Source organism: Pelagibius sp., assembly GCF_028281305.1.
In the GTDB taxonomy this organism is placed as follows: Bacteria; Pseudomonadota; Alphaproteobacteria; order Kiloniellales; family Kiloniellaceae; genus Pelagibius.
Genome location: NZ_JANQKD010000016.1, coordinates 49039 through 69155 on the forward strand (window position 1 = coordinate 49039; position 20117 = coordinate 69155).

Sequence of the window (20117 nt, forward strand, 5' to 3'; positions counted from 1 at the left end):
TGCAGGTGCCCGCCATTTGTCACAGTTCCGACGGCAGGGAGCACGCTTTAATCATGTCCATGCATACATTGAACGAACTGACGATCCATCGCGCGCGGGTGCTTCGCGAGTTGGACCAGCTCAGCCGTACGGAGGCGGAGGCCAGCGTTTCGGAGCTGGACGAGGAGATCATCTCCCGCCCCGCCAACACGCCCGACGAAGGGATCGCGAAGCTGGAACTGGCACGGGATCTCGCCGCGATCGACGGCTGCCCCAATGTCGTGAAACTGATCGAGGGCGCACTGCAGGTCCTCAGGCACTAAGAGGCCCGAAGCAACAGGAGGCATTCCGGCGCCACGGTCGAGCTGGGAGCGGTCGAGGCCCACAGTCAGCGCGTGGTCGTGTTCTTCCTGCAGGTTCCGAAACCCCCACCGGACCCCCCGGCTCCGGTGCCGCCACCGCCCAGCCCCTATCCCCCAAGTCCAACCCCCGGAGAGCCACCGGATGTCGAGCCGCCGGATGTCGAGCCGCCGGATGTCGAGCCGCCGCCCGGCTGGCCGCCAGGAGTTCCCCCAGGCGTCCCCGACGAGCCGCCGGCGCCACCAGCCCGGCAACAGTCGGCGCAGCCCCTGCAAGACCACCGCAGCACCACCGCAGCACCACCGCAGCACCACCGGGGGCTACACTTCCCGCGGTGATTCGCTAGAATAAGGTTGACGACTCTTCTCAAGCAATCCACGTAAGGGCGATGAAAAAGCATGATATCCTGATCGAACCCTGGCGCGGCGACACCGAATCGAAGGCGCGCCGCGGCACGACCGAGTTCCGCTGGACCGTTTCCTATGAGAAGGACGGACGCTTCTACGCACAGGGTTTTGCAGACTCCCACGCCGAAGCACGCGCCGCGGCGGAAGCCTATCTGAAGGAACAGGGCATCGATCTGAACTGGCAGTCCGGGCCCAGCGAGTCGGCGAAGGTCCTGAAGCCCCGTTCCAAGCCGGCCGTGGTCCGCGGACTGCGGTAAACAGCGCCGACCTCACCCGCTCCCGGGTCAGCCCGTCCCCTTCAGCCTGCGGCGCCGCCGCGCGAGGCTGCGCCCGACCACCCTGCGAAATCCTGCCTCTCTCTATCCCGTCCCTTTCCGGTCAGGTTCCGGCGATCACGCCATTGGTCACGGTCCGCTGGCTCCAGGCCGCTGGCGCCAAGCCGCTGGTCCGATCGGCTCCTTGGGGCGGCCCGCACCTAACCCTCCCGGCTTAGTCCGGAATTCGCGGTTGCGGCGGCTTGGCGTTCGGCCAAAGATTGATTACGGAGTCCCAACGAAAGACTCTATCTCGGGGCAGGATCGCGGGGGGCGACAGATGACTTGTGCCGAATGCTCTTCTTCTGATGTGTCCGATGGCGTCTCTGGCGCCGGCGGATGTGGGGCTGCGGGAGAGCTGCGATGAAACGTTTCTTTCAGTGTCTCAGCGCCGCCGCCCTTGCTGCCGTTCTTGCCGCCTGCAGCGCGCCCCGCGACTTCACCATCTATCAGGAAACCATCGGCGAGTTTCAGACCGCGACCGACAGAACGGCATCGGTCGCTCTGGACTATGTGAAGGGGATCAACACCTTCGAGCGCGGCTTCGAACTGAAGCTGCTGCGCGAGGACCCCGAACGCCCGCTCATCATCTCGAAGCTCTCGGAGCCGATCCTTTCGCCGCAGGCGATCTCCGCGCGCGACCGCGTTTTCGGCGTCCTCAAGCAATACACGCAGATGCTGGCTTCCCTTGCCGCCAGCGATGCCAGCGAGCGCTGGAAAGCGGCCAGCGAGCGCGCCAAGGCATCGGCGGATACGCTGCTGACAGACCTCAACGCCAACAGCGGCCTCTTGGGCGACCTGCCGATCGCCGACGTCACGAGTCCGCTGAAGACCATCTCGGATACGATTGCGACCGAGATCATCAACGCCCGGCGCGCGGCCGCACTTGACGCGGCTATCGGCAAGGCTGCGCCCGCAATACAGGATATCTCGGCCACGCTGCGCGACGATTTGGCCTTCGTGGTCCGCCAGCGCGACTCCGTAAAGCAGTTGGAGATTGCCGAGCTCACGATCCGCTATGCGCAAGCGCAGGAGACAAACAACAACGCGGCGCGCTTGAACACCCTGACCAAGATCGACCAGGCCCTGCAGGCACGCACGCAAAGCCTCTCGACCCTTCAGGGGCTCGTGCAGACCCTCGACCAGTTCGATGCCGCACATGATGCGCTGGTGCGCTATGCGACGTCTGACAAGAGCCCGCAGGAGCTGTCCGACCTGATCTCTATCGTGCGCAGCTATGCGGACTCCGCCGACGAAGTCTTCGAGTCCTTCAGAAAGGTGGCTGAAGCAAGAAGTTGACAGAGGGCGCCGCGACCTTGCGGGTTCCGGGGCCGGGCGAAGGAGAGAGCGCCCGGCACCTGATACCACCCGCCATCGCAGAGGGAAGAGAACGATGCCGGATGTGAAAGCGAACAAGGCCCTGCGGGACGGGCTCTACAAGTGCTTCGAGGAAATGGTCCAGAAGGCCATGATGCCGGACATTCCAATTCCGCAGCGCCAGGCGCTGCTGAACCGCGCGCAGGAATTGCGGACGCAGTGGGTCGAGCTCGAGGCCGCCCGCTTCAACAACGCAGCCGCCGGCATCTCAGCGGCGCAAACGAAGATCCTGGAGTCCGTCACAGACCTGCGCCGGGCAACCAAGGATCTGGAAGATGCGGTCAAGATCGTCGAAAAGGCGACAAGGGTCTTTGGATTGCTCGATAAGCTTCTGAAGAAGGCCGTAAAGTTTGCGGCGCCCTTGATCTAGCCGCAGCCGGCCCGAAGATCGGTTGCCGCAGGAGAGCGCGCTGCTGCGCGGTGCGCAGCGCTTTCGGGTCCATCATCGTTCACCGCAGGAGAGACAGCGATGGCAAACAATGCTGAGTTTCAGCTGGGTCTTGTCATGGCGGGGGCGATTTCCGCCGGCGCCTATACGGCAGGCGTGATGGACTTTCTGATCGAAGCCCTGGATGGGTATTACGCCGCGCGCGAACACGCGGACTGGAACGGCCCCCGTCACAACGTGAAGGTGCCGGTCCTGGCGGGCGCTTCGGCCGGCGGCATGACCTCGGCGATCTCCGCCGTGCATTTCATGCACAGGATGGATCATCAGCGCCCCGGGAGCGATGCGACGAGCCCCGAGCGCAACCGGCTTTACGATTCCTGGGTGCGCCAGATCGATATCGACAAGCTGCTCGGACGGCGGGACCTCGCGCGGCGCCGTGCGCTTGTCTCGGCGCTCGATTCCACTGCGCTCTGGGAGATCGCCAGCGGCTCTCTGGACATGGCCGGCGAACGTTTCAAAAGACCCTGGGTCGCGGATCCTCTGGCCATCTTTCTGACGGTGGCCAACCTGCGCGGCGTCCCCTACGGCTTCAAGCTGTTCGGCACCGGCAGCGCAGATTCCTATGGCATGACCAACCACATGGACGCCATGCGCTTTGCGGTCACATGGAATGCCGCGGCGCCGGACGGTTTCCGGCCCCTTCTGCCTGATGACTGTCCGAACGGCCACTGGCCGGACCTGGCACGGGCCGCGCTTGCGACCGGCGCCTTTCCCGTCGGTCTCAGTCCCCAGGTGCTGTCACGCCCCCTCGCCGATTACTTCGACCGCCCGGACCGGCGCGACCCGGACTTTGGCTCTGCGGGCCCGGACCCCTACGAATTCGTCTCCGTGGACGGCGGCCTGATGAACAATGAGCCCCTGGAGCTGGCGCGGCGCCATCTCTTCGGCGACAACGAACTGCCCGATGACAGCGGTGGAGAAAGCGCCCAGCGCGCGGTGGTGATGATCGACCCCTTTCCCAACCGGATCGACTTCGACCCCGACGCCGAGAACAGCGACCTTCTGCTGCCGGTGCTTCTCAAGATGTTCGATGCCCTCGTCAACCAGGCCCGCTTCAAGCCGGAAGAGCTCGCCCTTGCCGAAAGCTCGGACAACTACTCCCGCTTCATCATCTCACCGTCGCGCCGTACCGCCGGCGGGCGCCAGACCCGTCATGCCATCGCCTCCTCGACGCTGGGCGGGTTCGGCGGCTTCTTCCAGGAGTCGTTCCGCCGCCATGACTACCTGCTGGGGCGCAAGAACTGCCGCTCCTTTCTGCGGCGCTATCTGGCGCTGCCCCAGACCAACAGGCTGTTCGATGCCATGACGGCAGAGCAGAAGACCGCCTGGCATGTGCGCGACCGCAACGGCGAGGTTCGCAGAGTGCCGGACTCCAAGGGAGAGCTCCATGCGGCCCTCCCCGTCATTCCCATGACCGCCGAGCTGGCGGAGGAGGAGCCGATCCCCGAGCAGGACCGGCCACAGCCGCAGCGCGTCGCGCTGGAGCGGATCGAACTGCAGGTCCGCGAGCGCATCGCCGCCCTCGGCGGGATCGCCATCGACGAGGAACTGGGTCAGTTTCTCGGCCTCTTCCGTCTGCCGGCAAAGCTGGTTCTGCACTTTTCCCTCAAAGATCGCCTGACCCGCAAGGTGATGACGAAGATCACCGGCGGCCTGGCGCCGCTCCGGGACTTCGACCAGCCGGGCCAGCCCTAAGGCGGAGTTGCAGGGGCACCAATCCGGTCGGGGGATCGATTCCGGCGCGGGAGCAGATCAGTCCCGCACCGGGCTCGCGAAGGCGTGCCTTGGGTCGGCGGCCCAGCTGTCCTATATAGGAAAGAGAACACATCGGCGGCGGTGGTGAAGGCGACGCATCGCTGCCCCTACCGCCGAAACGCTGCCTGGAGACCCTGCCGCAATGATCTGCCTGCCCGCCGCCCCCACTCCCCGGAAACGCCTGGTGACCGTAACCGTGGCAGCATTGATGTGTGCAGTCTTGGCGGCCTGCAGCGCGCCGTCGGGATCTTCCTTCGGACACCCCGATTCCCTGCGCGCCGGCCCGTTCTGGGAACGCAACGATCAGCGCGACCGCTAGCCTGATGCGGCGCGCCGATTGTGGTGCGACCCTTCCGGAAGGGATGGCGCGCCCGGCAGGATTCGAACCTGCGACCTACGGATTAGAAGTCCGTTGCTCTATCCAGCTGAGCTACGGGCGCTCAAAGGTGGGCCTGCGCGGCCCCCGGAGCAGGGTGCCGGAGCAGAGTGCCGCGCTAGTGGGTCCAGCGACCCTTGCGATCATACTTGAAATTATCAGAATAAGCTTTTGGTTTAATTGATCTTTCTCTCGGCTTCTCGACGCTATACATCAGGCCCTCGGCCTTGGCGTAGGCAATCGCCTCCTCCAGGCTGTCGAAGCTGAGACGGAGCTGGGACCGGGTATCCGCCGAGGAGGTCCAGCCCATCAGAGGCTCGACCTGGCGTGCCGCGGTCGGCTCGAACTCCATCATCCAGACGTTCGTCCGAGCCCGGCCGGACTGCATGGCCGTCTTCGGTGGCTGATAGATCCGTACCTGCATAGACGAAGCGCTTTCGATCATGAAGGGGCGGCAGCACCGGCCGAGCCGCCCGCAAACCGGGCGCATGATAGCTTCTGCCCGAACCGGCGCAATGCCTTTGATGAGGGGCCCAGCCCCCCTCCAGACAGCCCCGTTCAGACAGCCTCTGTCAAACGGCTTCGAGGGCCGGCTCGTCCGACACCGCCGCGGCCTCGGCCGGCTGGAAGTCGACGTGGATGTGATTGCCGTCCGGATCATGGATGTTGACCTGGATGATCTGAAAGCCGGGCACCACGCTGATCCGGTAGTCCTCGCCGCGGTCCCGCAGGACCGTCAGAAAGCCGGCGAGCCCGCTGGCCGAGAAGGCGAAATGCTCCAGGCGCAGCTCGCCTTCGGGCGCCGGTTGCTCAGGCACGCCGATCAGGTGGACCACCGCGGCCTGGCCGCAATAAAGCCAGGCCCCGGGAAAGCCGAAAGGCGGCCTGTCGCCGCTGACAAAGCCGAGCACCTCTTCATAAAAGGCGACCATCTTCGCCAGGTTTGCGGTCCTGATATTGACGTGATCGAGTCTGGCGAGAGCCATGGCATTGGGCCTCCGGGGTGCCGGCAGGGATTCGACTGAACCGCCAGCTTACCGGCTTGCGCCGCGGCGCGCATCCGCCGTGCTCGGCCAAGCCGCAGCCATGCAGCCTGGGTCTGGGTGCCATGCCGGCCGAAGACCCGGGCGTTACCGTTCAGACATTCCGCTGAAACGAATCACGGCCACCGTGACCGCGCTTTTCCGTCGTCCGGCCGAATTGCGGCCGGCGCCGGGAACGGGTGCCGCGCCGCAATTTCGTGAACCTGCCATAGGAGCGACGTGCCATGACGTGGTCATCTCCCCTTTCCCGAACTCCCTTTCCCCGCGCTCTCTGCCGGACTCTGGCCGCGGCGGGGCTGCTGATTGCAGCCGCCGGCCCGGCCCTGGCCGACATCCCCATAGCCACCGCCGGTCCCATGACCGGATCCCTGGCTGGTTTCGGCGAACAATTCCGCCATGGGGCCACCTTGGCCGTGCGCGACATCAACGCCCGCGGCGGCGTCCTCGGGGAAGAACTGACACTCACAATCGAAGACGATGTCTGCGATCCCAAGCAGGCGGTGGCGGTGGCCAACCGCCTGGTGGGCAAGGGTGTCGTCTTCGTCGCCGGGCATGCCTGTTCCGGCAGTTCGATCGCGGCCTCGAAGGTCTATGAGGAGGAAGGCCTCCTCATGATCTCCCCCGCCTCCACCGCCCCGGAGCTGACCGAGGACGGCAGCGACCTGGTGTTCCGCGTCTGCGGCCGCGACGATCAGCAGGCTGAGGTAGCAGCGGACTACATCCACCGCACCATGCCCGAGGCGCGGGTGGCGGTGCTGCACGACAAGTCCGCCTACGGCAAGGGTCTGGCCACGGAGACCCGCCGCAAGCTCGCCGCGCTCGGCCAGACCATCGCGCTCGATGAGGCCTACACCGCCGGCGAGAAGGACTACAGAGCCGTGGTGAGCAAGCTGAAGCAGGCCGACATCGATCTCGTCTTCGTCGGCGGCTACCACACCGAGATCGGCCTCATGCTGCGCCAGGCCAAGACAGCCGGCCTGGAGGCGACCTTCATGGCGGGCGACGGATTGATGAGTCCCGACTTCTGGGGCGTCTCAGGCGGCGAGGCCGAAGGCACGCTGATGACATTCTCGGCAGACCCGCGCAAGAACACGGCCGCCCGTGCGGTGGTCGAGCGCTTCGAAGCCGACGGCGTCGAGCCGGCGGGCTACACCCTCTATGCCTACGCGGCGGTGCAAGTCTGGGCGCAGGCTGCGGAGAAGGCCGGAAGCGTCGATCCGGAGGCGGTCGCAGCGGCGCTGCGAGCCCACGACTTCGCCAGTGTTCTCGGCGAGATTGTCTTCGACCGAAAGGGCGACGTCTCGGTTCCCGGCTACGTGGTCTATCGCTGGAGCGAAGGCAGCTACGACTACGCCTCGAAGCTGGAGGACTGACGGACCGGCATGGCGGCGGGCCGTTGCGCGCAACGGGCCTGCCGCCCCGTCTCTTGGGCCCACCCGCTAGACCGCCCGATGGACCACCTCGAAGCGCTCAAACAGCAGTTCGCTTTCATTCTCGTCAAAGGGCAGACCGATGACTTGCGAACGCCGGGCGAAATAGCGCCGATGCCCATCAAGCCACCAGGCAAGCGTGCGGTCGCCCTCGCCCTCGTCCCAGGCAAAGGCCTCGTCGACCGACATCAGGGGACCGCGACGTGTCTCGGTGGTTCTGATGGTGCAGCGCGGACGGCCCGAACCGTCCAGCACAATGAAGTGGGCACCGACTTCCGGCAGAGTGTCGCCGTCAAGTTCCGCCTCCGCAACCCAACCGACGGTCGCCCGCTTGGGGCCCGAAACGACGAGCTCGGCAAGTTCATCCGCAAAGCCCGGCGAATCACCGAAATGAAAGGCTTCAATGATCGTCTCGGCCGGTAATCCCAGATCGGCCTTCACCCGTTCGCGATAAGCCGCCACCTCTTTCAGTTCGCCCATGGGCATCCTTTCCCGGTGCCTGTCCTGTTGCTTGAGTGCGGCTTCTGCACAGCAGGATATCGCTCTTGAATCGTTTCGCAACACCCGCCATTAACTGCTCGCTCCGCATCACCCGCAAAGAGGCGACCCCATGCCCACCAAGCGCAAGACCGCCCTCAGCGACCGCGAGCTTTGGGACCAGAAGGCCGAGGACTGGCATCGTCAGGTCGGCGACGACGGCGACCTCAACCGCCGCCTGAACAGCGACCCGGTGCTCTGGCGCTTCCTCGGCAGCATCGGCGGGCTGGACGTGCTCGACGCCGGCTGCGGCACCGGCTACCTCGCCCGCCAGCTGGCCCGCAAGGGCGCGCGGGTTACGGGGGTGGATCTTTCCGGAGAAATGATTGCCTTGGCGCGCCGATTGGCGTCCGCGCAAGGGCTTGGGATGACCTTGATGGAGGATGACTGCGCCGGCCTCTCCCGGATTGCCGATGCGAGCCAGGACCGCGTCGTCTCCAACTATGTGCTGCACGATGTGGCGGACCACCGCGCCGCGTTGCGATCCATTGCCCGGGTCCTGCGGCCGGGCGGTCGCGCGGCCCTGGTCTTTCTGCACCCCTGCTTTCCGCTGGACGACGTCGGCAGTGACTCCGGTGAGGTGACCTACCGCTGGTCCTGGAGTTACTTCGACGAAGCCGCTGTCGAGGACCCGCCGTGGAACCACTTCACCTCGGTCTTCACCAGCTATCACCGGCCGCTCTCGGCCTATTGGCGGGCCATCGCCGAGAGCGGTCTCAGGGTCGTCGACTTCGACGAGCCGGTCGCGCCGCCCGACGCCGATCTGCCGGCGGAGCGCCTGCGTTACCTGCGGATGCGGCCCAACTCGGTGGCCTTTCTGCTCGAGAAAGCCTGACCGGAAGCGGCGGCGACGGTCGTCGGCTTGTGGTCGGGGCGAGAGGATTCGAACCTCCGACATCCTGCTCCCAAAGCAGGCACTCTACCAGGCTGAGCTACGCCCCGGACCGCCGGCAAGCTAAGCAGTCTTGCAGGCTTTCGCAATGGCAAAGCAGAAGAAGCAACCGCCACGTCGAGGGTATCGGGCGCAACACGTCTTGGGTGTCAGGACCGGGCGTCTTGGGCCGCGCTTGGGGGCCACCGTGAGCCAGCTTGCAGTGGGCAGTTCAATGCACTTAATCTCAAGTTGTGCCTCTGTTTGGGAGCTTGCACGGGGTGGGACAGCGAATTCATGAGTGCGAGAGGACACGAAGGGCTCAAGGTTCTTATCGTCGGCAACGTCTTTGGGCGAGACTTTGGCGCTGATTTTTACATGATCATGCCCAAGCTGTTGCACGGCTTCATCAGGCTCGGCTGCAATGTAAATGTCTTCAACGACCGTGAAGTAGCGCGTGCATCAACCCCTATTCTCTCTACCATAACGGGTGGCATGGCGGCCAACCGCAAACTGATCGCAAGCTGTCGGAACTTTCGGCCGGACCTGCTCCTGCTTGGCCACTGCGAACTGATTCAGAACGCGACGCTCGCCGAAATCCGGTACGAGAACCCGGATTTGCGTATCGCCTACCGCAATGTCGACGCTCTAACGGATGCCGCAAACCGCAGCCGACTGGCGCGACGCGCCGATGTTGCCGATGGGATCTTCGTGACCACCGCGGCGCCTATCCACGGCCTTTTGGCCGAGAAAGCGGCAAAGGTCCACTTCATCCCCAATCCGGTCGATCTCGCCATAGATACCGGGCGCGCCTTCGCCCACAGCGACCAGGACTACGATGTCTTCTTCGCCGTCGGCGTGAGAGACCACCGCGTCGACGTCGTCGAACAGGCGGTCAGCCGAGTGCCCCAGCTGCGCGCCGACATCCGCTGCAATCCCGGCAAGCCGCCGGTCTTCGGTGCCGGATACCTAGCCGCTCTGACGAACGCGCGAATGGGAATCAGCATCAGCCGACCTGACGACGTCTATCTCTACGCTTCCGACCGCATGAGCCAATTGCTGGGCAATGGCCTGCTCACCTTTGTCTCTCGAACCACTGGCTTTCAGGACCTGTTTGGCGAAGAGCAGGTCGTCTTTTTCAGCAGCCTGGATGAGATCGTAGACAAGCTGCGCCACTTCGCGCGCAACAATGACCAGCGCCGCGCAATCGCAAAGGCCGGCTGGGCCGCCGCCCATTCGATGTTTGCGTCCGATCTCGTAGCGAACTACATCCTAGAGCGCAGCTTCGGGGAACAGCCTTCAGAGACCTATCCTTGGCAACAAGAGACATCGACGCCAGTAGCCTCGGCACAGCGGCCAAACGAGTCCATGCTGCGCTGATCCGCGACCACGTCGTCACTGCAGTTTATGTCGTCATCCTATGCGCGAGTTTCGTTCTTGAGACTCGTGGACACCGCAGCCTGCTCTACTTTCTGGCCCTGCCGGTGTTTCTACTCTACCTCCACGCCAATCAACCGCGTTGGCTCTGGAATGCCAGGATCGTGCAAATTGCAGCAGTCTACATCGCTTACTTCTTCCTGTCGGCAGCCTGGAGCAACGGTCTTGGCTGGCTAGCAATGGCGGATCTGCTGCGCGTCGGCCTGCTCGTCTTCCTGTTCTTCGCGGTCACGGTGCTCCTGGCGGTCAACGAGGATGCCTTCGAAAGCCGGCTGTTCCGATGGTTCTGCCTGGTCGGCGGTGCCAGTCTGATCTTGGTGTTCCTCATTCAGTTGCCCGCCCTCGACAAGGATCACTGGAGACTGGCTGGATTCGGCCGTGCGGCACAGCCGGTCATCGGGTCAACTCTTTTCGGTTTCATCTTCCTGGTGGCGGGATTAGCCTTGCTTCCCCAGGCAAGCGGCAAAGGCGAACGCGTTTTGTGGCTGGTCATCATGGCGCTCTGTGCGGCGTTCATCTTGATGGCGTCCAGCCGTGGTCCGCTCCTGGCGTTGGCCGCGGCTTTGTGCAGCGCATTTGCCCTGGCGCACCGCCGCCTTGCGATCGCCGTCGTCGGCCTCCTGGGGGCCGCCATTCTGGTCGGCCTTTCCGTCGATTTCAGACCGGTTTCTGAGCTCTTCGCCAGGGGATCCAGCGGACACATCGCCCTCTGGCAACAAGCGCTTCAGGCTATCGCCGAGCGGCCCTGGTTCGGTCATGGCAGCCTGGTGGAGATCAGCTTCGAAGGTAAACATGGGCTATCCCGCTCGCCACACAATCTATTGCTCGCCAATCATCTTTACGGCGGCGTGCCGGCCACGCTTCTGCTTGGAGCGCTCTTCGCCGCTGGCGCCGCGGGTGCCCTGAGGGTCGCGCGCGAAGGTAAGCCGATCTACCTCGTGCTCCTGGTCTTCGGGTTTGTGGCGGCGCTGTTCGACACCCGCACACTGGTGCAGAACCTCGGCCGGGAATGGATCACTATCTGGCTTCCCCTGGCTCTGCTGGCGGGCCACATGATTCGCGCCCAGCGCACGCACTCCCCAGCACCGGGTGAAAAGACCGCCGGCCCAACGCCCTAGCGAACCGGCGGTGCTGCCTTCTCGACCGGCTAGAGGACCATGCGGTCGACGCTGCCGCGCGGACTGACCGCGCCGAAACCTTCAAGCCCAGGGCTCCCCTGCTGGTTGCAGAAGCGGCCTCCGGCACTGCTTTAGGCCGGAAAGTCTCCCAGGTTCTGGGGCGCCGCACGCAACAAAACCACAGAAAATGAGGCAAAAAAGGGCTGGTGGTTCACGCTGCGCCTTTCTTTCTCGCAACTTTCAGGATATTAGGGGGCGTGGGAGAGTCGCCTCTATTCGACCGCCGGGGGGGTGGGGCGAAAGGCAGGGGCCATGCGTAAGGGAAGACGTGGCAACAAGGGAGCCACGCCCGGTTTTGGTGTGTGCGGCCGGTGCAGGGCCGGTCAGAGTGCTTTTCACCCGCGGACCTTGTGGGGTCCGGTGCTGGGCAGCGCTATGCTGGCGGCCGGATTTCTGTTTGGTGCGTCCGTGTCCTGGGCTCAGGACTGGGTGCCGGAGTTGCAGCGCGCCGAAGGCGAGGCCCGCGGCCGGAATGATCCTTTTGTCATCTCGCTGCCGCCCGACCTGGACGCGGGTGTATACGACCGTCTGGCGGTCGAGATCGACGATATCGACATGACCGCCTTCGCCACCACAGGGCCCGGCCAGATCACGATCAGCCCGCCCGAAGCCCTCAGCACGGGCCAGCACACGGTGCGCCTGATAGAGCGGGGCGAGGACGGCAGCATCCTGGAGCGCGGCGTCTGGGTCGTTGAAGTCCGCTTCTCCGATCTGGTGCGCGACTTCTCCGTCAACGCGGACCTGGCCGGCGAGGTCAACGGCCGGGTGCTGGACGGCGGCCTCGACACGCCCCCGCAGCACGTGACCGGTGAAAGCGGCGGCAACCTGGAAGCCTCCGCCGGCGACGAGAACTGGCGCGTCTCTGTACAAAGCAACTACATCTACAACTCGCAGCTTGAGCTGGGCCTGAACGACCGCAACCTGGATCTGGGCGAGTACCGCATCGACGGCGACTTTCAGAACGAGGACTTCTTCGCCGGACTTACCGCCGGCAACCACGACACCGGCATCGAAAGCCTGATCATGTCGGCCTTCAACCGCCGCGGCGTCTCGATCCGGGCCGGCACCGCGGACGACCGTCTCAGTGCGACCGGTTTCGTTCTGCGCACCGAATCCATTGTCGGTACGCGCCATGTCCTGGGGATCAGCCACGACGAGGAGCGCATCGAAGGGGCATCCATCTCCGTCCGGCCGATCGAGGCGCTGCAGGACAACATCCTGCTGACCGGCGTCTACTACAGCGGCGAAGGCAGTGACGGCGGCTTCGGCATCGGCACCGAGGAGGTTATCAACGAAGGCGACGGCTGGTCCGTCGCCGCCGATACCCTCTGGTTCGACGAAAGCCTGCGCCTGCGCGGCGAGTTTGCCGAGGCCAGCTTTGACTTCGATGGCAAGGACGTCGGCTTCGATGCGGAGACGGCAAACGCCTACTCCGTCCTCGCCTCCGTCGAACCGCTGCGCGGCACAACCTTGGACGGCAGTGTCGTGAACTGGACGGTTAGCGCCCAGCGCGAGCAGGTCGACACCTTCTTCCAGAGCCTCGCCAATCCGTCCATCCAGGCGGACCGGGAGACGACCTCAGTCTTTACGGACTTCTTCTGGGACCAGTTCGCTGCGCAGCTTCGCGTCGACCATCAGTTGAACAACGTCGACGATCTGGATTTCCTGGCAACCGACCGCATTCTCAACGGTTACTTCAACGGGACCTACACACCCTATGTGGAGCCCTCAGAAGACGGCAGCCTGCCGTGGTTCGGGCAACCCTTCTTCGGCGTGACCGCTTCGGTCACCGACATCAACAGGGTCGAGCGGTCGGTGGACTTCCCGGAAGATGACGCCAACAACATTAGCAAGTCGCTCACCCTCAACACCGGGTCCAACTACGAGACCTGGAGTTGGAACCTGTCGCACACGATCTACACCTTCGACGACGAGATCAACGTCAGCAACGACAGCATCAACAACACGACCGGTCTGAGCGGCTACTTCCTGATCGACGACTGGCTGACCCTGTCGCCCAGCGTCCAATACGACGTCTTTGAAGACACGGATAGCGGTAAGGCCAACAGGACCATCAACCTGGGAATTGCAACGGATATCACAGTGATCCCCGACACCCTGGCGGCCAGCTTCTCCTACAATATGAACGTTCGGACCGGCGACGGCGACACACCGGACACCAGCAGCCTGAGCGGCGAAGTTGTCTGGACCCTGCGGCAGCCCGACGTCAACACGTTGGGCATTGCCCTGGCCTTCAACGGCTTCATCCAGGAAACGCGGAATGACGACTTCGTCAGCCCGGAGGACGATGTGCAGTATCAGGCCTTCACCACGCTCCGGCTGTCGCTGCCGGTGAGTTATTGAGGGTGCGGGTTATGATGAGATCGATTGTTGCTTTTGTTGCCTTGCTGGTCACCGTTCTCTGCGTGACCTGGGGGGCATCGACAGCCCAGGCACAGGTGATCATCACCGTTGATCCGACGCCGAACCAAGCGGCGATCGGATTGCAAGGTACGTCCAGCGTGACCATCATCTGGCGCGTCAACCGAACGGCAACGCCGGCCGGCACCCTTTCCTCACCGAATGCCCAGCTTTCTGTTGCAGGCGTTGGTGCAGGCACACTTGGCGGGACTTTCTCGCGTGCTTTCCCCGGTGGTGGCGGTATCCAGTCCGCAACTTTCGTGGAGACCCTGCTGATACCGCAGGCCTTGGCATTCCGCGCTGCCAAATCCGGCGCTCCGATCCTGGTATCGCGGACCTTCTCTGACAACACCGGTCCTTTTTCAGATACCGGCACAGCAGCACTGTTTCCCGGAGGGCCGGGCTCGGAGCCCTTCTCCATACGGCGGCTCGATCTCACCTTCGATGACCGCTCACGCGTGCGGGTGCTCGCTAAGGGCAGCCGGCTGCGCGCGATTGCAGAGATCAACACCACCGGATCCGGCCTGATCGTCGGGCAGTGGGAGATCGCACCGGCAACCACAACGTCGGGGGCGCCTGTCTTCCGCCCGCTCGCCCTGGTGCGCCAGAACGTCGCCGGCGGCCGGCGGGTGTTCATCACCAGTCCGCCCCTGCCGACGCGCTTTGAGGGCACCAACCTCGTGCGGCTCAACATCACCGACCCCGCGACCGTCTTCGATGAACCCGAACTGCAGTACTACGTAACGCCGGAGAGCCCCCTGCCTGAGCGCCAGGAACCGCGGCTGCTGCTGATGACCAGCCCCAGCCCGGGAATTCCGCTGACCCTGACGACGCGCTTCGCCTGGCAGGCCGTGCCCGGCGCCAAAGCCTATAAGCTGGAGTTCTTTCCAGCCCTTCCCGTCCGGGACGAACCGCCGTCCCAGGACGAGGTCGTCGCCAGCCTGCCGCTGGACCCGGGCCCGGACCCTCAACCTGCGCCGGCGGCGGGACCTCTCACAGGGATTGTGCTGCCTGGCGCGGTCACCGAAACACGGCTGAAGGACTTCACACTGGCCCACCTGCCGGCGCAACGGCGCTACCGCTGGATCGTGACCGCAATCGGCGAGGACGGCGCGGTGCTGGGGGCCAGCGCTATGCGGGAGATCTACAAGCCGTAACGCCCTGTCGAACACCGTTACCCGCCGTTGAACCCGGGCTCCGGCCGTCGCGACCAACGGGAGAACCGCAGCCAAGGCCCGGTGGCCCGACGCTTTGCTGCGCAACGGATCGTTAGGCAAGGAATAAAATCATGTGCCCACGAGCAACCCGCCTCATCCTCGCACGGACCGCCACAGCGGCGGCTCTGATGCTTTCAGCCCTGCCGGCCGCGGCCGCGGTGGATACCGTCCAACCGTCGCCGAACAAGGCGCAGGTGGCAGCGACGGGCGCGAGCAGCATCGCCGTCACCTGGCGTGTTGGCCGCAGCATCGTCAGCATGCTGCCGTCCCCCGGCACCATCGGATCGCAGCGCGCGGAGTTGCTGATCAACGGTTCGGTGGTCGCCACCATAGGGCGCCGCCTGGAGCAGACGACCGAAGGCGAGCAAACGCCCGAGACGTTTCTTTTCCGGGAAACCGTCAGCATCCCGCAGTCGCTCGTCTATCGGGCCATAAAGCAGGAAAGCCCCATCGTTATACGGCGCAGCTTTGAAGACAGCGTCGAGACCGGGTCGGAAGATGGCGAGGTCCTGGTGGTCCCCGCCGGGCCCGGATCGGCCGAATTCTCGGTTCAGCGCGTATCGCTGTCCTTCTTCGACGATTCGCGCACCCAGGTGCTGCCCAAGAACGGTGACCTGCGGGCCGTAGCCGAGATCAACACGACCGGCGCCAGTCTGCTGACCGGGGTCTGGGAAGTGGCCAGCGGCAGTTCGACAGCCGGTACGCCGGTCTTTCGGCCGCTGACCCTGGTACGCCAGGGCATCGCCGCGAGCGGACGGACTGTCGTCACCTCGCCGCGCCTGCCCACCGCAACGGAAGGCACCAATCTGGTGCGCTTTCGGATCACCAATCCGGAAACCGATTTCCGGCAGCCCATACTGCAGTACTACGTGACGCCGCCCAGCGCGACGGTTGCCGTCGATCCGCTGCGGGAAATCCTGCTCTCCGGGCCGCGCCCCGGCGAAGCGCTGACCGAGAAGACGCGCTTTGCCTGGACCGCGCTCGCCGGCGCGGCGACCTATCACCTGGAGCTCTTCACAGCGCCGGCAGGCCCGGCGGCCCCCGTCGATACTCAGGCAGTGCGCAGTGAAATCCCCCTTGATCCGTCACCCGAGACCGGGCAGACGGACGACCAGGTTCCGCTGGCCGGGATCTTCGTGCAGGGCAGCGAAACCGAGGCCCGTCTGGCCGATTTCACCCTCGCCCAGTTGCCGGGCGATCGCCGCTATCTCTGGAAGATCAGCGCAATTGATGCTAAGGGCGCTGTCATCGGGTCCAGTTCGGTCAGAGAGATCTACAAACCTTAGGCGTCCTCGGACCCGGGTCGCCGCTTGCCGTGAGGACTTCTCTTGACACAAGACGATCGAGAGCTGCTTCGTCGCATGGCCAACGGCGACCAAACCGCCTTGGACGACTTTTACCGGCAGTACGAAGGTCGCGTTTACCGCTTTATCCGGTCAAAATTGAACGATTCCTTCGATGCCGCCGACGTACTGAACGAGGTCATGTTCGAGGTCTGGCGCAGCGCCGGGCGCTTTGAAGGACGATCCGCGGTGAGCACATGGGTGCTTGGTATCGCTCACCACAAGGCAATCGACCGGATACGCCGACGCAAGCCAGGTGAGAGCGTGGAGTTGGATCCGGAAATCGCAGAAGACGACTCCCCGGATCCCGCAGAAACGCTCTCCGCAGCCCAGAATGCCGAGCAAGTGCGTCACTGTGTCGATCAACTCTCAGAGGCACACCGCAGCGTGGTTCATCTGGCGTTCTTCGAAGACCTCCCCTACGGCGAGATAGCCTCCATCGTGGGCTGCCCCGAGGGCACGGTGAAGACAAGAATGTTTCACGCGAAGAAGGCACTGATGAAGTGCCTCGCGGGGCTCAAAGAGATGGGACTGTTGTGATGGCTGAGAACGGAAAACGAGACGAGGACCTGGACCTCCTCCTCCCGTGGTATGTAAACGGGACCCTGAGTGTCGAGGAGCAGCAGGCGGTCGAGGCCTACCTGGAAAGCAATGCGCATGCGCGCGACGAAGTCGCCCTGCTTGCGGCCATGCGCCAGCAGGTGAAAGAAGAGAGCATCGAGAACAGCCCCGGCGAGCTGGGACTGAAGCGCCTGCGGCGGGAGATCAGCCTCAGCGAGCAGCAGGCGCCGGCGCCGGCCGAAACCGGCAAGGTCGTCTCCATCGCTTCCTGGTGGCGCCCACTGGCCGTTGCGGCCTGTCTGGCCGTTGTCATTCAGGCGGGCGTCATCGTGACCGGAGGGCCGGACGGCGAGGTCGATACGGCAAAAGGATTCCGTCCGGCGGTTCTGCAGGTGACCTTTGCGCCTGACGCCACGGAGCAGCAGATCCGCGAGGTCCTGCAGGCTGCCGGCACGTCGATTGCCGGGGGCCCCAGCGCTCTTGGAATCTACGACTTGAGCCTGCAGGCGACCGACGGCGGCTCTGCCGAGATCGAAGCCGCGCTTGCGGCGCTGAGAGCCCGCGGCGACGTGGTGACCTTCGCTGAAAGGAACTGACCTGTGCAGGGCGTCCTGTGGATCGCCAGTGTAGGGCGGATCGCCAGTGTAGGGCGGATTGCCGGGGTGGTTGCCCTGATGATCGGTCTTGCCGATCCGGCAGCCGCCCAGGTGCCGGCCAGCGACCAGGGCGCCGCCCCGCGGATCACCGGGATTGGCGTGGTCAGTTGTGTCGAGCCGGGCGACCGCATCGTCGTGCGCGGCAGCAACTTCGGGCGCGCCGGCGGCAAGTCGCTGATCATGAGAGATTCCGCCCACCGCGTCGAACTGCCCATCACCCGCTGGACCGACCGCAGCATTCTGGCGACCGTGCCGCGCAACAGGCAACTGGTGCCGGGCAGCTGGTACGAACTGGGCATCGAGGACCGCAGCGGGAATTGGACCAGCGCCCAGCGCCGCCCGCTGCAGATCTGTCCGCCCGCGCGGCCGCAGTCGGATTCCGCCAACATTCCCATCGATCCGCAACGCGACACCATCGATCCCGACCGCAGGCCAGGCACCCGGCAACCGACCGACCGGCCACAGCAGGCCGACCGACCGCGCCAGCCGGAGCGTCCGGCGCCGCAGACACCGGGAACCGCGACCGAGCGCCCGGGCCCGCCGACACTGCCGGGCCTGCCTGTCCCGCCGCCGACCCAGGCCGCCAGCCCCGATCAGGAAGATGACGAGGTTCTGGCCATTACCGGCACCCTGCAGGACGCCACCGCCCTGGCGCAGCAGTTGACAAGCCTGGGGTATGCCGTGCGTTCCCTTCAGGAACTGCCGGTGCTGGGGTTTGCCCTCATGCGGCTCGGTATTCCCGGCGGACAGGACGTGCCGACCGCCCTGGATTCCCTGCGCCAGACCTTCCCCACCACGCTTTTCGATGCCAACACGCTGTACGGTCCACAGGCCGCGGCGGAGCCGCGGCACTATGCCAAGGACCTGATCGGCTGGACAGAGCCGCTGCAGGAATGCCGGCTTGAGGTTGACGTCGGTCTCATCGATACCGTGGTCGACGGCGGGCATCCGGCCCTGAAGGACAGCCGCGTTCTCGCAAAGAACTTCCTGACCTCAGGCCTCAAACCCGCACCGCCCGACCACGGCACGGCGATCGCCTCTCTGATTGTCGGCGATCCCAGTTCCAACACCGCCGGCCTTGTTCCCTCCGCCCGTCTCTACGCGGCGGCGATTTTCGGTTTAAGGGACAACGATCGCGTTGTCGGCACCACCGATGCCATTGCACGGGCAATTGACTGGCTCGGGCAGCAAGGCGTGCGCATCGTCAATCTCAGCCTGTCCGGGCCAAGCAACCAGGTACTGCGGCTGACGATGGAGCGGGCCCACGGCAGCGGCATGATCCTGATCGCCGCCGCCGGCAACGAGGGGCCGAATGCGGCCCCGGTCTTTCCCGCCGGCTACGCACCGGTCATGGCGGTAACGGCCGTCGATGCGGCGCTGCAGCCCTACACCGAAGCCAACCGAGGCGACTACATCGATCTTGCCGCACCTGGCGTCGATGTCTGGAGCGCGCGCAGCGGCCGCGGCGGCCGCTACAGCAGCGGCACCTCCTTTGCCGCGCCCTTCGTCGCGGCTTCGGCAGCCGTCGTGCTCGCCCTCGAGCCGGACGTTTCCGCCGAAGCGATGCGACAGCGCCTGACCAACACCGCCCGCGACCTTGGCTCGCCCGGGCGCGACAGCACCTTCGGCTGGGGCCTGCTGCAACAGCCGGGGGGCTGCTAGGACGTTTTCGACTGACGTCAGCTCGGCAAAGCGTCCAAAGCAAATCAGCCGGCGACGCAGTCCAGCAAAGGACCCAATTGACCCACCCTCTTGCGGATCGTCGCCGCTCGCCCGGCGACATAGTCCCCCGGCGGGTGAGCGCGCCACTTGAGGGGACTGGGTAGAACGGCAGCCAACTGCGAGGCCTGGCGAAGGCTGAGGTCCTTGGCACCGACACCGAAACTGGCACGCGCTGCAGCCTCGGCCCCATAGACACCGGGACCCCACTCGGCAATGTTCAGATAGACCTCGAGAATGCGCTGCTTCGGCCAGAGCACTTCCAGGGACGTGGTCAGAGGCAGTTCCAGGGCTTTGCGGAAGACGGAGCGTTTCGGCCAGAGAAAGAGGTTTTTTGCCGTCTGCATCGAAATGGTGCTGCCGCCTCCGGCGCGGCGTCCCTCGGCGTAGGCTTTGACGGCACTCTCCAGCGAACTCCAATCGAAACCGTCGTGCTCGCAGAACAGGTTGTCTTCCGCCGCCACGGCGGCGCGCCTCAGATGCGGGCTGATCTCGTCCCAGGACACCCAGTCCCTTTTCAGCCCCTGCCCCTCGATCAGACGGATGACCATCAGCGGGGTGATCGGCGGCGGTACGAAGCGGTAGATCACCGTGAGCGCCAGGGGTGCAAATACGACGATCAGCAACGCCCAGAGGGCCCAGCGCCGCACCTTGGAGGAGAACGGTCGGATCATCGGATGAAGAGCGG

Annotated in this window: 20 protein-coding genes and 2 tRNA genes; 15 read left to right on the plus strand and 7 right to left on the minus strand. The window is 64.8% G+C overall.

The annotated features are described in order from the left end of the window. The first annotated feature begins 53 nt into the window (after nucleotides 1-53). The 5 genes from Q0982_RS04190 (at nucleotide 54) to Q0982_RS04210 (ending at nucleotide 4580) form a co-directional block, all read left to right on the plus strand. Complete coding sequence (locus tag Q0982_RS04190; RefSeq protein WP_299392059.1) at nucleotides 54-302, plus strand: hypothetical protein; 249 nt, start codon at nucleotides 54-56, stop codon at nucleotides 300-302. 425 nt (nucleotides 303-727) lie between these two features. Further along, nucleotides 728-1003 (plus strand): hypothetical protein, encoded by a 276-nt coding sequence (locus Q0982_RS04195; protein WP_299392061.1) that lies wholly within the window; start codon nucleotides 728-730, stop codon nucleotides 1001-1003. Nucleotides 1004-1423: 420 nt separating this feature from the next. Further along, nucleotides 1424-2359 (plus strand): hypothetical protein, encoded by a 936-nt coding sequence (locus Q0982_RS04200; RefSeq protein WP_299392062.1) that lies wholly within the window; start codon nucleotides 1424-1426, stop codon nucleotides 2357-2359. A gap of 94 nt (nucleotides 2360-2453) precedes the next feature. Beyond that, complete coding sequence (locus tag Q0982_RS04205) at nucleotides 2454-2807, plus strand: hypothetical protein (protein ID WP_299392065.1); 354 nt, start codon at nucleotides 2454-2456, stop codon at nucleotides 2805-2807. A gap of 99 nt (nucleotides 2808-2906) precedes the next feature. Continuing rightward, nucleotides 2907-4580 carry a patatin-like phospholipase family protein gene (locus Q0982_RS04210; protein ID WP_299392066.1) on the plus strand — a complete coding sequence of 558 codons (1674 nt, stop codon included), beginning with the start codon at nucleotides 2907-2909 and terminating at the stop codon, nucleotides 4578-4580. Between the two features lie 423 nt (nucleotides 4581-5003). Here the strand turns inward: Q0982_RS04210 and Q0982_RS04215 are convergent. The 3 genes from Q0982_RS04215 to Q0982_RS04225 form a co-directional block, all read right to left on the minus strand. Then, nucleotides 5004-5080, minus strand: a tRNA-Arg gene (locus Q0982_RS04215). Between the two features lie 54 nt (nucleotides 5081-5134). Next, nucleotides 5135-5677 (minus strand): ETC complex I subunit, encoded by a 543-nt coding sequence (locus Q0982_RS23785; protein WP_322096945.1) that lies wholly within the window; start codon nucleotides 5675-5677, stop codon nucleotides 5135-5137. Further along, nucleotides 5589-6002 carry a VOC family protein gene (locus Q0982_RS04225; RefSeq protein ID WP_299392069.1) on the minus strand — a complete coding sequence of 138 codons (414 nt, stop codon included), beginning with the start codon at nucleotides 6000-6002 and terminating at the stop codon, nucleotides 5589-5591. Before Q0982_RS04225 ends, Q0982_RS23785 begins: the two co-directional genes overlap by 89 nt. A gap of 281 nt (nucleotides 6003-6283) precedes the next feature. Between Q0982_RS04225 and Q0982_RS04230 the strand changes: the two genes are divergently transcribed. Beyond that, a complete protein-coding gene (locus Q0982_RS04230; protein ID WP_299392071.1) occupies nucleotides 6284-7432 on the plus strand; it encodes a branched-chain amino acid ABC transporter substrate-binding protein in 1149 nt (382 codons plus the stop codon). A gap of 66 nt (nucleotides 7433-7498) precedes the next feature. On the opposite strand, the gene Q0982_RS04235 is transcribed toward Q0982_RS04230, so the two are convergent. Then, nucleotides 7499-7969: an ASCH domain-containing protein gene (locus Q0982_RS04235; protein ID WP_299392073.1), complete on the minus strand. Its 471-nt coding sequence runs from the start codon at nucleotides 7967-7969 to the stop codon at nucleotides 7499-7501. A 130-nt stretch (nucleotides 7970-8099) separates the two neighbouring features. On the opposite strand from Q0982_RS04235, the gene Q0982_RS04240 reads away from it, so the two are divergent. Further along, nucleotides 8100-8861, plus strand: a complete 762-nt coding sequence (locus tag Q0982_RS04240; RefSeq protein WP_299392074.1) for a class I SAM-dependent methyltransferase — start codon at nucleotides 8100-8102, stop codon at nucleotides 8859-8861. 30 nt (nucleotides 8862-8891) lie between these two features. Here the strand turns inward: Q0982_RS04240 and Q0982_RS04245 are convergent. Further along, a tRNA-Pro gene (locus Q0982_RS04245) sits at nucleotides 8892-8968 on the minus strand. Between the two features lie 226 nt (nucleotides 8969-9194). Here Q0982_RS04245 and Q0982_RS04250 point away from each other — a divergent pair. The 3 genes from Q0982_RS04250 to Q0982_RS04260 all read left to right on the plus strand — a co-directional run bounded on the left by Q0982_RS04250 (nucleotide 9195) and on the right by Q0982_RS04260 (nucleotide 13876). Continuing rightward, nucleotides 9195-10277 (plus strand): glycosyltransferase, encoded by a 1083-nt coding sequence (locus tag Q0982_RS04250; protein ID WP_299392077.1) that lies wholly within the window; start codon nucleotides 9195-9197, stop codon nucleotides 10275-10277. Continuing rightward, nucleotides 10211-11452 (plus strand): O-antigen ligase, encoded by a 1242-nt coding sequence (locus Q0982_RS04255; protein ID WP_299392079.1) that lies wholly within the window; start codon nucleotides 10211-10213, stop codon nucleotides 11450-11452. Before Q0982_RS04250 ends, Q0982_RS04255 begins: the two co-directional genes overlap by 67 nt. Nucleotides 11453-11872: 420 nt before the next feature. Further along, nucleotides 11873-13876, plus strand: coding sequence for a hypothetical protein (locus Q0982_RS04260; RefSeq protein WP_299392082.1), 2004 nt, complete (start codon nucleotides 11873-11875; stop codon nucleotides 13874-13876). Here the strand turns inward: Q0982_RS04260 and Q0982_RS04265 are convergent. Beyond that, complete coding sequence (locus Q0982_RS04265; RefSeq protein ID WP_299392084.1) at nucleotides 13839-14354, minus strand: hypothetical protein; 516 nt, start codon at nucleotides 14352-14354, stop codon at nucleotides 13839-13841. The two genes, Q0982_RS04260 and Q0982_RS04265, sit on opposite strands and share 38 nt — an antisense overlap. Before the next feature lie 37 nt (nucleotides 14355-14391). Between Q0982_RS04265 and Q0982_RS04270 the strand changes: the two genes are divergently transcribed. From Q0982_RS04270 to Q0982_RS04290, 5 genes are all read left to right on the plus strand, one after another. After that, complete coding sequence (locus Q0982_RS04270; protein WP_299392087.1) at nucleotides 14392-15090, plus strand: hypothetical protein; 699 nt, start codon at nucleotides 14392-14394, stop codon at nucleotides 15088-15090. A gap of 131 nt (nucleotides 15091-15221) precedes the next feature. Beyond that, nucleotides 15222-16436, plus strand: a complete 1215-nt coding sequence (locus Q0982_RS04275; RefSeq protein WP_299392089.1) for a hypothetical protein — start codon at nucleotides 15222-15224, stop codon at nucleotides 16434-16436. 42 nt (nucleotides 16437-16478) lie between these two features. Then, nucleotides 16479-17033, plus strand: coding sequence for an RNA polymerase sigma factor (locus tag Q0982_RS04280; RefSeq protein ID WP_299392092.1), 555 nt, complete (start codon nucleotides 16479-16481; stop codon nucleotides 17031-17033). After that, a complete protein-coding gene (locus Q0982_RS04285; protein ID WP_299392094.1) occupies nucleotides 17033-17650 on the plus strand; it encodes a hypothetical protein in 618 nt (205 codons plus the stop codon). Before Q0982_RS04280 ends, Q0982_RS04285 begins: the two co-directional genes overlap by 1 nt. Nucleotides 17651-17653: 3 nt before the next feature. Further along, nucleotides 17654-19372 carry a S8 family serine peptidase gene (locus tag Q0982_RS04290; RefSeq protein ID WP_299392096.1) on the plus strand — a complete coding sequence of 573 codons (1719 nt, stop codon included), beginning with the start codon at nucleotides 17654-17656 and terminating at the stop codon, nucleotides 19370-19372. A 44-nt stretch (nucleotides 19373-19416) separates the two neighbouring features. Here Q0982_RS04290 and mtgA read toward each other — a convergent pair whose 3' ends face one another. Further along, nucleotides 19417-20103: a monofunctional biosynthetic peptidoglycan transglycosylase gene (gene mtgA / locus Q0982_RS04295; RefSeq protein WP_299392098.1), complete on the minus strand. Its 687-nt coding sequence runs from the start codon at nucleotides 20101-20103 to the stop codon at nucleotides 19417-19419. Nucleotides 20104-20117: the final 14 nt, after the last annotated feature.

Bases quoted from the DNA above. Each gene is read 5' to 3' on its own strand.
- Q0982_RS04190 (WP_299392059.1), top strand. From the start codon at position 54: ATGTCCATGCATACATTGAACGAACTGACGATCCATCGCGCGCGGGTG.
- mtgA (WP_299392098.1), bottom strand. From the start codon at position 20,103: ATGATCCGACCGTTCTCCTCCAAGGTGCGGCGCTGGGCCCTCTGGGCG.
- Q0982_RS04210 (WP_299392066.1), top strand. From the start codon at position 2,907: ATGGCAAACAATGCTGAGTTTCAGCTGGGTCTTGTCATGGCGGGGGCG.
- Q0982_RS04200 (WP_299392062.1), top strand. From the start codon at position 1,424: ATGAAACGTTTCTTTCAGTGTCTCAGCGCCGCCGCCCTTGCTGCCGTT.
- Q0982_RS04240 (WP_299392074.1), top strand. From the start codon at position 8,100: ATGCCCACCAAGCGCAAGACCGCCCTCAGCGACCGCGAGCTTTGGGAC.
- Q0982_RS04205 (WP_299392065.1), top strand. From the start codon at position 2,454: ATGCCGGATGTGAAAGCGAACAAGGCCCTGCGGGACGGGCTCTACAAG.
- Q0982_RS23785 (WP_322096945.1), bottom strand. From the start codon at position 5,677: ATGATCCGGACGGCAATCACATCCACGTCGACTTCCAGCCGGCCGAGG.
- Q0982_RS04275 (WP_299392089.1), top strand. From the start codon at position 15,222: ATGTGCCCACGAGCAACCCGCCTCATCCTCGCACGGACCGCCACAGCG.
- Q0982_RS04195 (WP_299392061.1), top strand. From the start codon at position 728: ATGAAAAAGCATGATATCCTGATCGAACCCTGGCGCGGCGACACCGAA.
- Q0982_RS04265 (WP_299392084.1), bottom strand. From the start codon at position 14,354: ATGGAGAAGGGCTCCGAGCCCGGCCCTCCGGGAAACAGTGCTGCTGTG.
- Q0982_RS04250 (WP_299392077.1), top strand. From the start codon at position 9,195: ATGAGTGCGAGAGGACACGAAGGGCTCAAGGTTCTTATCGTCGGCAAC.
- Q0982_RS04230 (WP_299392071.1), top strand. From the start codon at position 6,284: ATGACGTGGTCATCTCCCCTTTCCCGAACTCCCTTTCCCCGCGCTCTC.
- Q0982_RS04225 (WP_299392069.1), bottom strand. From the start codon at position 6,002: ATGGCTCTCGCCAGACTCGATCACGTCAATATCAGGACCGCAAACCTG.
- Q0982_RS04285 (WP_299392094.1), top strand. From the start codon at position 17,033: ATGGCTGAGAACGGAAAACGAGACGAGGACCTGGACCTCCTCCTCCCG.
- Q0982_RS04235 (WP_299392073.1), bottom strand. From the start codon at position 7,969: ATGGGCGAACTGAAAGAGGTGGCGGCTTATCGCGAACGGGTGAAGGCC.